Here is a 12,710-nt window from a genome sequence, read left to right as displayed (position 1 = left end):
GCGCCGTCACCGTCGTCCTCCCTGCCGTGAGCGTGGTGGCGGTGCTGGGCGCCGCTGTCGCCGTGGTGCAGGCCCAGAGCCCCGACCCTGCGACCACGGCGCCGCGCGCAGCCGCCGCGCCCGTGCAGGACGACGTCATCGCCGAGGCCTTCGAGGAGGCTCCGGAGGTGAACCGCAGCGCAGAGCGTCCCGAGCTGCCCGTGGAGGGCACCGTGCAGGTGGTCGTCAAGGGCCAGCAGGTCGCGCTCGACGACGGCGTCGCCGTGCACGCCGACGCCGACTCCGCGTCGCCGGTGCTGAAGCGGCTCGAGCGCGGGCAGAAGATCGACGTCACGGGCCGGACCCGCGACGGCTGGACCGAGGTGGTCCTCGCCGACCTGCCCCGCTGGGTGCCGTCGCGGCAGGTCGCCGACGACCTCCCGCTCGGCACGCAACCCTGCAACAAGATGTCGGAGGCCGGTCTGCAGCCCGACACCGTCAAGGTGTTCCGGGCCGTGTGCGAGCGCTTCCCCCAGGTCGGCGAGTACGGCGGCATCGCCGGACGTGGTGAGCACGCGACCGGTCAGGCGCTCGACATCATGGTGCGCGGCTCGCTCGGCGACGAGATCGCCGCCTTCCTGCAGGAGCACCGCAGCGAGCTCGGCATCGAGTACCTGATCTGGGAGCAGCGCATCTGGCGGCCCGCCACCTCGGCCAGCTGGCGGCCCATGAGCGACCGCGGTGGCGACACCGCCAACCACGTCGACCACGTGCACGTGACCACCTACGGCAGCGCGGCGACGGGCTGACATGACCCTGCACGTCGGCCTCACGGGCGGCATCGGCTCCGGCAAGAGCACCGTCAGCGCGCGGCTCGCCGAGCTCGGCGCGGTCGTCGTCGACTACGACCTGCTCGCGCGCGAGGCCGTCGAGCCCGGCACCCGCGGGCTGGCAGCGATCCGCGAACGGTTCGGCGACGCCGTGGTCGCCGCCGACGGATCGCTCGACCGCCCGGCCCTCGGTGCCGTCGTCTTCGCCGACGAGGCCGCCCGACGCGACCTCGAGGCCATCACCCACCCCGCGATCCGCGAGCTCGCCGCGGCCCGGGTCGCCGCGGCGCCCGATGACGCCGTCGTCGTGCACGACCACCCGCTGCTCGTGGAGATGGGCATGGCCGCCGCGTGCGACGTCGTCGTGGTGGTCGACCTGCCCCCCGAGCTGCAGGTGCGAAGGCTCGTCGAGCAGCGCGGCATGGCCGAGGACGACGCCCGCGCCCGCCTGGCCGCCCAGACGAGCCGTGAGCGGCGGCTCGAGGCGGCCGACGAGGTGCTCGACAACCAGGGCAGCCGCGAGGACCTCCTCGCGGCGGTCGACGCCCTCTGGGCGCGCCTCACGTCCGACCGCTGAGCAGCGCGTCGGCGCTGGACAGGACGAGGCTCTGGGCACGACGAAGCCGCCCTGTCGGGGGTGGCAGGGCGGCTTCGGGCTGGCGGTCCGAGGGGGTGTCAGGCCGCCAGGTCGGGGTCGGCGATCTTGCGCAGCGTGACGAGCGCCTGGCGCTCGAGCTGGCGCACGCGCTCGGCGGAGATGCCGTGGCGCTTGCCGATGTCGGCGAGCTTCTGCTGACGACCGTCGAGCAGGCCGTAGCGGGCCCGCACGATGTCGGCCTCGCGGGCTCCCAGGTGGTCGATCAGCGAGCTGATCAGGTGCTTGGTCTCGTCGTCCAGGACCGCCAGGTCGGGGCCAGGCTGGGTCTCGCGGGCGATGAGGTCACCGAGCGAGGTGTCGCCGTCCTCGTCGACCGGGGTGTCCAGGCTGACGTGGTCGCGACCCCAGGACAGCAGGTCGATGACGCGGTCGACGTCCATGCCGAGCTCGTCGGCGATCTCCTGCGGCTCGGGGTCGTAGCCGAGCGTGCGCTCGAGCGTCCGGCGTGCCGCCGTGACCTGGTTCAGCTCCTCCACCACGTGCACGGGCAGCCGCACGACGCGCGCCTGCTGCGCGATGCCGCGGGTGATCGCCTGACGCACCCACCAGGTGGCGTAGGTGGAGAACTTGAAGCCCTTCGCGTAGTCGAACTTCTCGACGGCGCGGATCAGGCCGGTGTTGCCCTCCTGCACCAGGTCGAGCATCGGCATCGCGGAGCGGCCGTACTTGCGCGCGATCGAGACGACCAGGCGCAGGTTGGCGTTGATGAACTCCTGCTGGGCGCGCTCGCCCTCGGCCGCGATGAACTCGAGCTCTTCGCGGGTGGCCCGCTTGGGTGCGCCGCCCTTCGCGCGGCCGATGCGTCCTTCGTCGAGCAGGTGCTGGGCGTAGAGGCCCGCCTCGATGCTGCGGCTGAGCTCGACCTCGCGGGCGGCGTCCAGCAGCGGCGTCCGGGCGATCTCGGCCAGGTACATGCCGACGCTGTCCTTGCCCTCGGCGCTCTCGTGCCTCGTTGACGTCATGTGAATACGCCTCCCATCGTGTCTGTACCAGTGCAACGCACCGGACACACCGGGGATTCCACTCTCAGCCTCTTCTTGGCAGGTGTTCGCCGGGGTCTCAGGCCCATCTCCGGACCGCCCGCAGGAGGGTCACGGAAGGGTCCGGCGCGCCGCGGACGGGTGCGCACGGTCTCACACCGCGAGCCTGTTCCCCTCAAGTGGGACGAGGGACTAGGTTGTTCCCGTTCTTCATCCTTTTCTCAGCAACGGAAGGTTCCCCATGGCAGCCGACTTCAAGGCGCTCTCCAAGTTCGACCAGGGTGCCCTGGTCGCGGGCGCTGTCGCGATCCTGTTCTCGTTCTTCGACGCCTTCGTCACGGCCTCGGTCAAGGGCAGCGGCGACTTCGCCGTCAACACCTCGGCCGGCCGCAACGCCTGGTACAGCTTCGCGACCCTGGGCATCCTGCTCGTCATCGTCGCGGTCGCCGTCGTCGCGGTGAAGGCCTTCGCCGCGCAGAACCTCCCCGACGGCGTCCCGTGGCGCCTGGTGGCGCTCGCGACGGCCGCGCTCGGCACGATCCTGCTCGTCCTGCGTCCGCTCACCGAGGGCGGCGACGTCCCGTCCGGCATGGGCGTCGACGTGAGCGTCGGCCCGGGCTGGTCCGGCTACATCGTCTGGATCGCCGCGATCGCGCTGACCGTCTTCACGGCACTGTCGTTCAAGGACTCCGGCGAGAAGCTGCCCGAGGTCAACAAGAAGTCCGACCCGCCCGCCGCCTCCTGAGCGCAGCGGTCAGGCGGTGAACGGCGGTCGGTCGTCGAGCGCGACCGACCGCCGTCCCGCCCACCTCCACAGGCGCGCGGTGACGTCGCGGTCCTCGTCGGTGACGAGGTTGCCCATCACCCGCAGCGCCACGGTCATCAGGGTCTGCGAGCGCATGCCGAGCGGTCCGAACGTCGGCAGCAGCCGCGGCACCGTGAGCAGCCCGGCCAGACGACGCGCGATCGAGAACGCCTCGCCGTAGTGGCCGGTCAGCAGCTGGGGCCACGCCTCGGCGACGTCGGTGCGTGAGGCGAGGAGCTCCGCGCCGACGCGTCCCGTCTCCAGGCCGTAGTCGATGCCCTCGCCGTTCAACGGGTTGACGCACCCCGCCGCGTCCCCGACGAGGATCCAGTTGGGTCCGGCGACACCCGACACCGCACCACCCATCGGCAGCAGGGCCGACGTCGGCAGACGCAGGTCGGGCCCGAGCTCCCACTCCTCGCGCCGCAGCTCGGCGTAGTACTCCATGAGCGGACGGATCTGCAGCGCCGCCGGCCGCTTGGCCGTGGCCAGCGCGCCGACGCCGAGGTTGACCTCTCCGCCCTCGCCGGCCGTGCCGAGGGGGAAGATCCAGCCGTATCCGGGCAGCAGAGCGCCCTTGTCCTTCGCCGCCCGTGGCCCGGCACCCCCGCCGGGCGCCGCCCTCAGCTCCAGGTGGGAGGAGATCCACGGGTCGTCGAAGCGCCCGGACTTGACGTAGGAGCGGCCGGCGACCCCGTAGGCGGTGTCGCGATGCCACTCCCGCCCGAGGACCTTGCCGAGCGGCGACCGCACACCGTCGGCGACCACGAGTCGTTCGCAACGCACGACGTGCCGCTGCTTCTCGGGACCGACGACGAACACGACGGCGCTGACCCGGCCGGAGCCGTCGCGCTCGACGTCGACCGCCCGCGCGCGGTCCAGCGGCTGCGCACCGTCGGCGAGCGCGACGTCGCGGATGCGCGCGTCGAGCTGCGTGCGGGGCACCGCCGAACCGTGGTCGGGCAGCGAGCCGCCGGGCCAGGGGAGCAGGAGCTCCTGGCCGAAGCCCGCGGCGCGCAGGCCACGGTTCGTGCCGAACGAGCGGGTCCAGTCGCCGAGGCCGAGGCGGTCGAGCTCGGCGACGGCGCGAGGGGTCAGGCCGTCGCCGCACGTCTTGTCGCGCGGGAACGCCGCCGCGTCGGCCAGCAGCACGTCCGCACCCGCCCGGGCCGACCAGGCTGCCGCGGCAGCGCCGGCGGGCCCGGCACCCACCACGAGGACGTCGGTGCGGTCGGGCAGGCTCATGGGGCGATCATCCCATCCCGTGCCAGGATGTCGCTCATGACCTCGTCGTCCTCCGCGCCCTCGCAGGCACCGGGCCAGGAGGTCCGGTTCGCGTCCTCGGGCTCGTCGGCCTACGCCGTCGTGCTCGCGCTGTTCGCCACCATCGTGGTCGTCTCGAACGTGGTGGCCACCAAGCCGATCGAGGTCGGCTCCGGCTCGCTCACGCTCGGGCCCGTGCAGCTGTGGCCGCTCATCATCGACGGGGGAGCGGTGCTCTTCCCCCTCGCGTACGTGCTGGGCGACGTGATCTCGGAGGTCTACGGCTTCCGCGCGGCACGTCGGGCCGTGCTCACCGGCTTCGCCTGCGCCCTGCTGGCCGTCCTGACGTTCACCGTGGTCGCCCGTATCCCGGGCGCCTCGTTCTACGGCAACGACGAGGCCTTCTCGACCGTCCTGGGCCCGGTGGCGCAGATCGTGCTGGCGAGCGTCGCCGGCTACGTGTGCGGGCAGCTGACCAACGCCTGGGTGCTCACCCGGATGAAGGCGCGGACGGCCGAGCGCGCGCTGGTGGCGCGGCTCGCGTCGTCGACCGGTCTCGGCGAGCTCGTCGACACCTTCCTGTTCTGCGCGATCGCGGCGAGCGCCATCGGCATCACGGGCACGGGCGGGTTCCTCAACTACTTCGTGGTCGGGGTGCTGTTCAAGGTGGCGGTGGAGCTGCTCGTCATGCCGGTGACGGTGCTCGTGATCGCGCGGCTCAAGGCCGCCGAGCCCACGTACTGAGCCCTGCGGCGCGGTCCGGCGCTCGCCTCAGCGGGAGGAGCGGATCCGGCCCATCGTCTCGGCGCGCAGCTCGTCGAACGTGCCGTCCTCGAGGGCGGCCCTCATGCGGTCGACCAGGCGCACCACGTAGCGCTCGTTGTGGATCGTGGTCAGGGTCGCGGCGAGGTACTCCTTGGCCTTGAACAGGTGGTGCAGGTAGGCGCGCGTGTAGTGCGCGCAGGTGTAGCAGTCGCAGTCGTCCTCGATCGGCTCGAAGCGGCGGCGCGACCGGGCGACGAGCAGGTTCTCGCGTCCGTCGGCGGTGTACACGCGCGAGGAGCGCGCCACCCGCGACGGGCCGACGCAGTCGAACGTGTCGGCACCCGCCTCGACCGCGGCGAACAGGTCGTCGGGCTCGCCGATGCCGAGCAGGTGACGGGGCTTGTCGTCGGGGAGCTCGTCGGTGACCCAGCCGACGATGGTCGCCAGGTTCTCCTTCTCGATGGCGCCGCCGATGCCGAACCCGTCGAAGCGCGTGCCGTCGACCTCGAGCTCGGCCAGGTGCCGTGCGGCGCGACGGCGCAGGTCCTCGTGCTGGGCGCCCTGCACCACCCCGAACAGGGCAGGTCCAGCGGGCCCGGCGGGGGGGCCGGGCTGGGGGCGGCGAGCGGGCCCGGTGGGGGGGCCGGCGAGGGTGCCGGGCTGGGGGCGGCGAAGAGAAGAGAGGCGGCGGTGCTCGGCGAGGCAGCGCGCGGCCCACGCCTCGGTGCGGGCCAGCGACTCCTCCTGGTAGGCGCGGCTGTCCAGGAGGGTGGTCAGCTCGTCGAACGCGAAGATGACGTCGGCGCCCAGGCGGTGCTGGATGCCCATGGACACCTCGGGGGTGAACCGGTGGGTCGAGCCGTCGAGGTGGCTGCGGAAGGTGACGCCGTCGTCGTCGACGTGCGCCAGGCGGTCCTTGTCGGTGGCGATGACGTCGGCGGCCTCGGACGTGGAGTCCATCGACAGCGTCTTGCGGAACCCGGCGCCGAGGCTCATGACCTGGAAGCCGCCGGAGTCGGTGAAGGTCGGGCCGGACCAGCCCATGAACCGGCCGAGCCCGCCGGCCTCCTCCACGACGTCGTCGCCGGGCTGGAGGTACAGGTGGTAGGCGTTGGCGAGCAGGGCCTGCGCGCCGAGCTCGGCCATCGCCTCCGGCAGCACCGCCTTGACGGTGGCCTTGGTGCCGACGGGGACGAAGGCGGGCGTGCGGATCGTGCCGTGCGCGGTGGTGAGCGTGCCGGTGCGGCCGGCGCGGTCCCCGAGGCGGGCGCCGACCTCGAAGAGCGGCGGGGTCGTGGTGGGCGAGTCGGTCACGGGCTCATCCAAGCAGGCGACGGGCCCTGCGTCAGCGCAGGGCGGTGAGGTCACGCAGCAGCGTCCAGGCGGGGACGAGGGCGCCGAGGGTGAGCAGCACGAAGCCCGCGTTCCAGGCCGCGGCGGGCAGGGGCGTGAGCCGGGCGAGCACGTCGGCGTCGCTCGTGCGCGACCGCGACCTGCGCCGCGACGACCACAGCTCGACCGTGGTGCGCGGTCCGCCGACCAGCAGGAACGTGGAGAGCGCGACGGCGGCGAACCCCTGCGCCGACGGGTCGGTGCGCCACACCAGCAGCGCGACGCCGGCTCCGGCGAGTCCCACCACGAGGAGACCGAACACGTTGCGGATGAACACGAGCATGCCGGCGACGACAGCGAGCGCGGTCCACAGGGCCCAGGCGGTGCGATCGAGCGACACGAGCGCGAGCAGCCCGAGGCCGAGGGCGCTCGGTGCGAGGTAGCCCGCGGCGGCGGTGGCCGCCATGCCGGGGCCGGTGGGCCGGCCCACCGAGGTGGTCAGCCCCGAGGTGTCGCGGTGCAGGCGGACCCCGTTCAGGCGCCGACCGGTCAGCACGGCGACCAGCGCGTGGCCCGCCTCGTGCACGAGGGTGACGACGTGCCGGCCGGCCCCCCATCCCCACGGCAGCAGCGCCAAGGCGGCGCCGACCGCCGCGGGGACGTAGGGGCTCATCGGGCGGCTCCGGCCGGACCGGGGCTCAGACGACCGGTCGGTCGACGAGCTGCACGCGCGAGGCGTCGCGGGCCGACTCGCCCATGGCGGCCGCCATGCGGTGCATGAGCGCACCCTCGCGGTGACGGCTCTGCCGGTCGAGCGTCAGGCCGAGCGCGGTGTGCGCCCAGCCGCTCGTGGGCTCCAGCTCGACGAGCCGACGGAACGCCTCCTCCGCAGGCCGCAGCTGGGCGGCCGCGAAGTGGGCACGAGCGAGCAGCTCCCACGCCGACGCGTTGTCGGGGGAGTCCTCGACGACCCGCCGCAGGACGCGCGCGGCGTCGCGGGGGTAGCGCGACTCCAGCAGCTCCTCGCCGAGGCGGAAGGCGTCGAAGACGTCCATCGCCGCGATCTGGTCGTCGGAGATGTTCGGGGTCAGGTAGATGGTCATGGGGCTCCTCCTCCCGGGGCGTGCTGGTCGGGCTCGTCAACGGCGTCGTCGTCCGGTTCATTCCCGCGCTCACGGGGCCGGCGCGGGGTCCTGCTGGTCGCCGGGCGTGGCGCTCGGGGTCGGCGTCGGGACGGGGTCGGCGCTCGACGTCGGGGTCGGCGTCGGCGTGGGGTCGGGGGTGGCCTCGTCGTCGGGGGTCGGCGACGCCGTCGGGTCCGGGGTGGCGGTCTCGGTGGGCGTCGGTCGCTCGTCGCGCGGTGTCGAGTCGCCGCCACCGCCGGAGAAGTGGCCGATGCGGGGGTTGTGGGGGTTCGAGCCGTAGGCCTTGCCGGTCACGAGCTCGTAGCTGCCCATGGCCACGCCCGCGACGAGCAGGACGACCACGGTCGACAGGGCCACGGCCCTCCACCGGATGGTGCGGCGGGGCGCGTCGACCACCTCGGCGCCCGTGACCTCCTCGTGCGTGGCACGGCGGACCGCGGCCAGGGCCTCGGCGGTATGACCGGGCTCGGCCTCGGTCTCGACGACCTGGCCGCCGTCGGTCTGCACGATGAGCGTGCGTCCCTTGTCGAGCGTGCTGGCGTAGAGCGAGGACGTGATGGTGACGACCAGGCTGCCCAGCGCGGCCCCGACGATGGTGCCGGCCACGCCGAGCGCGGAGGCGATCCACGCCGACGTCATCGCGGCGAGGGCACCGGCCAGCACCTGGAACCACGACAGGCCGCCCAGGACCGAGGAACGTTCGCGGGTGTCGGTGGAGTCAGGCATGGATTCCAGCGTAGGGGGGCCACGCCAGCCGTTCGAGCCGCGCGGAACGCGTTCCACGTCACGCATCGACAGGGGTCCGGCACGCCTGCACGGTTCTGTCGGTCACTCTTGCCAGACTCGGACCCATGGCTCCCACCCTCACCCTCCTGCTCGGTCTGCTCGTCGGTGTCGCGCTCGGCGTGGTGGTCGGCCTGCTGGTCGCCCGCCTGCGTCAGGTCGACGGGGCGGCGGGCGCCGAGGACCCCGCGGTGGTCCAGGCCCGACACGCCGCGGAGCTGGCCGAGGTGCGGCACACGGCCCGCGCGGAGCTCGCCGACGCGCGGCACGCGGCGGCGGCGGAGCGGGCGCAGGTCGAGCAGGCGCTGGCGGCGGAGCGCAGCCGCGTCGAGAGCGCTCTCGCCGCGGCCAAGGCCGACGTCGAGGCCCGGCTCGCGGCCACGCGGGCCGAGGCGGACGCCCTGCGCGAGCAGGTCGAGGTCGCCCGGCGTCAGACGCGCGAGCTCGTGGCGCAGCACGACCGCGAGGCCAAGGAGCGCCAGGCCAAGGAGCAGAGCGAGAGCCGCGTGCTGCAGAAGCTCGCGCCGGTGGCCACCCAGCTCCAGCAGATGCAGCGCAAGGTCGAGGAGATCGAGGAGAAGCGTGCCCGGCAGCACGGCCACCTCGCCGAGCAGATCCGCGCCACGCAGGAGTCGGCGGCGCGCTCCCAGCAGGCTGCAGAGACGCTCTCCGGCGCCCTGCGCAACAACACGGTCCGCGGGGCCTACGGCGAGACCCAGCTGACGTCGCTCGTGGAGTCGGCCGGGCTGCTCAACCGCATCGACTTCTCCACCCAGGAGTCGATCACCGCCGACTCCGGCGCCCGACGTCCCGACATGGTCATCAAGCTGCCGGGACGCAAGCAGATGGCGGTCGACGCGAAGGTGCCCTACGCGGTCTTCATCGACGCGAACCGCCCCGACCTCGACGACGCCGAGCGCAAGCGGATGTTCGTGCAGCACGCGAAGGCCGTGCGGGCGCACGTCGACGCGCTGGCCCAGAAGGAGTACTGGACCGGTCTGCCCACCAGCCCGGAGTTCACGGTGGCGTTCATCCCGAACGACGCGATCCTCAACGCTGCGCTCGACGCCGACCCGTCGCTCATGGAGCACGCGTTCGCGCGGGGCATCGTGCTGGCGACGCCGGTCAACCTGTGGGCGGTGCTCAAGACCGTGGCGTTCACCTGGCGCCAGGAGGACCTCGCCGAGAACGCGCAGGAGCTCGTCGACCTCGGACGTGAGCTGTACAAGCGGCTCGGCACCCTGTCCTCGCACGTGTCCAAGCTCGGCCGCTCGCTCGAACGGTCGGTCAAGGACTACAACACCTTCGTCGGCTCGCTCGAGCGCGGCGTGCTCGTCACGGCACGCAAGCTCGACCGCGTCGACGACACGGCCCTGCTGGGCGACGTGCAAGAGCTCGACGTCGACCCGCGGAGCCTCACCGCGAGCGAGCTGACGCAGCCGTCCCCGTCGCAGGAGTTCGCGCTGTTCGAGGACCTCGAGCGACCCGAGATCGACCCGCTCCTCGTCGACGGCGAGACCGTCGACGACGCGCAGGAGCAGGCGGGCTGAGCGGCCCACCTGTCCGTGGCGTCCCTGGCGGGGCGAGCCACGGGCGGCGGGTCAGCCGAGCGCCTGCTCCAGGTCGGCCAGCAGGTCGGCCGTGTCCTCGATGCCCACGCTGAGCCGCACCAGGTCGTCCGGCACCTCGAGCACCGAGCCCGCGGTCGACGCGTGCGTCATGGCCCCCGGGTGCTCGATGAGCGACTCGATGCCGCCGAGGCTCTCCGCGAGCGTGAAGATGCGGGTCCGCGCGCAGAGGTCGAGCGCCGCCTGGCGCCCTCCCGCCAGCCGCAGCGAGACCATGCCGCCGAAGCGACGCATCTGCCGGGCGGCGACCTCGTGCCCGGGGTGGTCGGGCAGGCCGGGGTAGAGCACCGACGCGACGGCCGGGTGGCCGACGAGGAGGTCGACGACCGCCTCCGCGTTCGTGCAGTGCTGCTCCATCCGGACCGCGAGCGTCTTCGCCCCGCGGAACGTCAGGTAGGCGTCGAACGGACCCGGCACGCCGCCGGCGCCGTTCTGCAGGAACGCGAACCCGGTGTCGAGCTCGGCGTCGTCGGTGACGAGCGCGCCGCCCACCACGTCGGAGTGGCCGCCGAGGTACTTCGTCGTGGAGTGCAGGACCACGTCGGCGCCGAGGGCGAGCGGCTGCTGCAGGTAGGGCGAGGCGAAGGTGTTGTCGACGACGAACCGCGCGCCCGCGGCGTGCGCGACCTCGGCCACCTGCTCGACGTCGGCGACGTTGAGCAGCGGGTTCGTCGGGGTCTCGACCCACACGACCTTCGTCTCGGGCCGGATCGCGGCGCGGACGGCGTCGACGTCGTTGACGGCGACCGGCGTGTAGGAGATGCCCCAGTGGGTGAACACCTTGTCGATCAGCCGGAAGGTGCCGCCGTAGGCGTCGTCGGGGATGACGAGGTGGTCACCGGGCCGCAGCAGGGTGCGCAGGGCGGCGTCGGTGGCCGCCATGCCCGAGGAGAACGCGCGACCGTGCTCCCCGTTCTCCAGCGCCGCCAGGTTCGCCTCGAGCGCCGCGCGGGTCGGGTTGCCGGTGCGGGCGTACTCGTAGCCGCCGCGCATGCCACCCACGCCGTCCTGGGCGAAGGTCGAGGACGCGTAGATCGGCACGTTCACCGCGCCGGTCTGCGGGTCGGGCTCGAAGCCGGCGTGGATCGCGCGGGTCGCGAAGCCCAGCGCCTCGTCCTTGCGGTCGTCGCTCTGATCGCTCATACGTGCACCCCCAGGAGGTCGTGCCGGGTCAGGACGCCCAGCGGCTTGCCGTCCTCGATCACCATGACGGCGTCGCTGTCCTTGAGCGTCGCCAGGGCGGTGTCGAGGTCCTCGTGCGCGCCCAGCAGCGGCAGCGGCGGCTCCATGTGCTTGGAGACCGGGTCGGTGAGGGACGCCCGGCCCTCGAAGACGGCGCTGATGAGCGTGCGCTCGCTGACGCTGCCGGCGACCTCGCCGATGACGACGGGCGGCTCGGCCCCGACGACCGGCATCTGGGAGACGTTGTACTCGCGGAGGATCTCGATCGCGTCGCGGATGGTCTCCGACGGGTGGGTGTGCACGAGCGCGGGCAGGTCGCCGGACTTGCGGCGCAGCACCGCGCCGACGCTCGGCCGGTCGGTGTGGCCGTCCAGCGGCTCGCGGAGGAAGCCGTAGGACGACATCCAGTCGTCGTTGAAGATCTTCGAGAGGTAGCCACGTCCGCCGTCGGGCAGCAGCACCACGACGACGGCGTCGGGGCCCTCGCGCTCGGCCACCTCGAGCGCCGCGACGACGGCCATGCCGCAGGAGCCTCCGACCAGCAGCCCCTCCTCGCGGGCGAGGCGGCGGGTCATCTCGAACGCGTCGGCGTCGGAGACGGCGATGATCTCGTCGGCGATCTCGGGGTCGTAGGCGCTCGGCCAGAAGTCCTCGCCGACACCCTCCACCAGGTACGGGCGGCCCGTGCCGCCGGAGTAGACCGAGCCCTCGGGGTCGGCGCCGATGATCTTGACCCGACCGCCGGAGACCTCCTTGAGGTAGCGGCCGGTGCCGGTGATGGTGCCACCGGTGCCGACGCCGGCCACGAAGTGCGTGACGGTGCCGTCGGTGTCGGCCCAGATCTCCGGACCCGTGGTCTCGTAGTGCGAGGCCGGCCCGGCGGGGTTGGAGTACTGGTCGGGCTTCCAGGCGTTCGGGGTCTCGCGGACGAGGCGGTCGGAGACGTTGTAGTAGCTGTCGGGGTGCTCCGGCGGCACGGCGGTCGGGCAGACCACGACCTCGGCGCCATAGGCACGCAGGGTGTTCCGCTTGTCCTCGCTGACCTTGTCGGGGCAGACGAAGATGCAGGAGTAGCCGCGCTGCTGGGCCACCAGCGCGAGCCCGACCCCGGTGTTGCCGGAGGTGGGCTCGACGATGACGCCGCCGGGCTTGAGCGCGCCGGACGCCTCGGCCTCGTCGACCATCTTGACGGCGATCCGGTCCTTGGAGCTGCCGCCGGGGTTGAGGTACTCGATCTTGGCCGCCACCAGGGCAGATCCTGCCGGGACGACGCTGGACAACTTCACGAGCGGGGTGCCGCCCACGAGGTCGACCACGTGGTTCGCGATACGCATGACGTTCATCCTGCCACCCGGGTCGA

Annotated in this window: 13 protein-coding genes; 5 read left to right on the top strand and 8 right to left on the bottom strand. The window is 73.0% G+C overall.

The genetic code is table 11. The features are described from left to right. Together A6Q79_RS01675 and coaE are read left to right on the top strand one after the other, a co-directional pair. On the top strand, positions 1 to 788 hold a 788-nt coding region (locus A6Q79_RS01675; protein ID WP_317695681.1), incomplete at its 5' end, for an SH3 domain-containing protein. Between the two features lies 1 nt (position 789). Beyond that, positions 790 to 1,386, top strand: coding sequence for a dephospho-CoA kinase (gene coaE, locus A6Q79_RS01670; protein ID WP_286690074.1), 597 nt, complete (start codon positions 790 to 792; stop codon positions 1,384 to 1,386). Positions 1,387 to 1,484: 98 nt separating this feature from the next. On the opposite strand, the gene A6Q79_RS01665 is transcribed toward coaE, so the two are convergent. Beyond that, entirely contained in the window at positions 1,485 to 2,429 is a 945-nt protein-coding gene (locus A6Q79_RS01665; RefSeq protein WP_067858091.1) for an RNA polymerase sigma factor RpoD/SigA, read from the bottom strand. A 259-nt stretch (positions 2,430 to 2,688) separates the two neighbouring features. On the opposite strand from A6Q79_RS01665, the gene A6Q79_RS01660 reads away from it, so the two are divergent. Further along, positions 2,689 to 3,192, top strand: a complete 504-nt coding sequence (locus tag A6Q79_RS01660; RefSeq protein ID WP_067858089.1) for a hypothetical protein — start codon at positions 2,689 to 2,691, stop codon at positions 3,190 to 3,192. A 9-nt stretch (positions 3,193 to 3,201) separates the two neighbouring features. On the opposite strand, the gene A6Q79_RS01655 is transcribed toward A6Q79_RS01660, so the two are convergent. After that, on the bottom strand, positions 3,202 to 4,497 hold the full coding sequence (locus A6Q79_RS01655; RefSeq protein WP_067858086.1) for a geranylgeranyl reductase family protein: 1,296 nt from the start codon (positions 4,495 to 4,497) through the stop codon (positions 3,202 to 3,204). Between the two features lie 36 nt (positions 4,498 to 4,533). On the opposite strand from A6Q79_RS01655, the gene A6Q79_RS01650 reads away from it, so the two are divergent. After that, the gene (locus tag A6Q79_RS01650) at positions 4,534 to 5,259 is read left to right on the top strand and encodes a queuosine precursor transporter (protein WP_067858083.1); all 726 of its coding nucleotides are present in this window, start codon (positions 4,534 to 4,536) and stop codon (positions 5,257 to 5,259) included. A gap of 27 nt (positions 5,260 to 5,286) precedes the next feature. On the opposite strand, the gene A6Q79_RS01645 is transcribed toward A6Q79_RS01650, so the two are convergent. The 4 genes from A6Q79_RS01645 to A6Q79_RS01630 all read right to left on the bottom strand — a co-directional run bounded on the left by A6Q79_RS01645 (position 5,287) and on the right by A6Q79_RS01630 (position 8,483). Beyond that, on the bottom strand, positions 5,287 to 6,594 hold the full coding sequence (locus A6Q79_RS01645) for a tRNA guanosine(34) transglycosylase Tgt (protein WP_317695674.1): 1,308 nt from the start codon (positions 6,592 to 6,594) through the stop codon (positions 5,287 to 5,289). Positions 6,595 to 6,625: 31 nt separating this feature from the next. Continuing rightward, on the bottom strand, positions 6,626 to 7,285 hold the full coding sequence (locus A6Q79_RS01640; RefSeq protein WP_286690076.1) for a M50 family metallopeptidase: 660 nt from the start codon (positions 7,283 to 7,285) through the stop codon (positions 6,626 to 6,628). A gap of 25 nt (positions 7,286 to 7,310) precedes the next feature. Further along, positions 7,311 to 7,715 (bottom strand): tetratricopeptide repeat protein, encoded by a 405-nt coding sequence (locus A6Q79_RS01635; protein WP_067858074.1) that lies wholly within the window; start codon positions 7,713 to 7,715, stop codon positions 7,311 to 7,313. 69 nt (positions 7,716 to 7,784) lie between these two features. Further along, complete coding sequence (locus tag A6Q79_RS01630) at positions 7,785 to 8,483, bottom strand: hypothetical protein (RefSeq protein WP_289017393.1); 699 nt, start codon at positions 8,481 to 8,483, stop codon at positions 7,785 to 7,787. A 125-nt stretch (positions 8,484 to 8,608) separates the two neighbouring features. Between A6Q79_RS01630 and rmuC the strand changes: the two genes are divergently transcribed. Next, positions 8,609 to 10,090 (top strand): DNA recombination protein RmuC, encoded by a 1,482-nt coding sequence (rmuC, locus tag A6Q79_RS01625; protein WP_286691023.1) that lies wholly within the window; start codon positions 8,609 to 8,611, stop codon positions 10,088 to 10,090. A gap of 51 nt (positions 10,091 to 10,141) precedes the next feature. Here rmuC and A6Q79_RS01620 read toward each other — a convergent pair whose 3' ends face one another. Beyond that, positions 10,142 to 11,311, bottom strand: a complete 1,170-nt coding sequence (locus A6Q79_RS01620; protein WP_286691022.1) for a cystathionine gamma-synthase — start codon at positions 11,309 to 11,311, stop codon at positions 10,142 to 10,144. Continuing rightward, positions 11,308 to 12,684: a cystathionine beta-synthase gene (locus tag A6Q79_RS01615; RefSeq protein ID WP_253025340.1), complete on the bottom strand. Its 1,377-nt coding sequence runs from the start codon at positions 12,682 to 12,684 to the stop codon at positions 11,308 to 11,310. The genes A6Q79_RS01620 and A6Q79_RS01615 overlap by 4 nt, the downstream gene beginning before the upstream one ends. Positions 12,685 to 12,710 lie beyond the last annotated feature (26 nt).

Origin of the sequence: Aeromicrobium sp. REDSEA-S32_B7 (assembly GCF_001626145.1) — a bacterium.
GTDB lineage: Bacteria > Actinomycetota > Actinomycetes > Propionibacteriales > Nocardioidaceae > Aeromicrobium > Aeromicrobium erythreum.
Note: the sequence above shows the minus strand (reverse complement) of the source record. Positions and strands in the feature narration are given on the sequence as shown.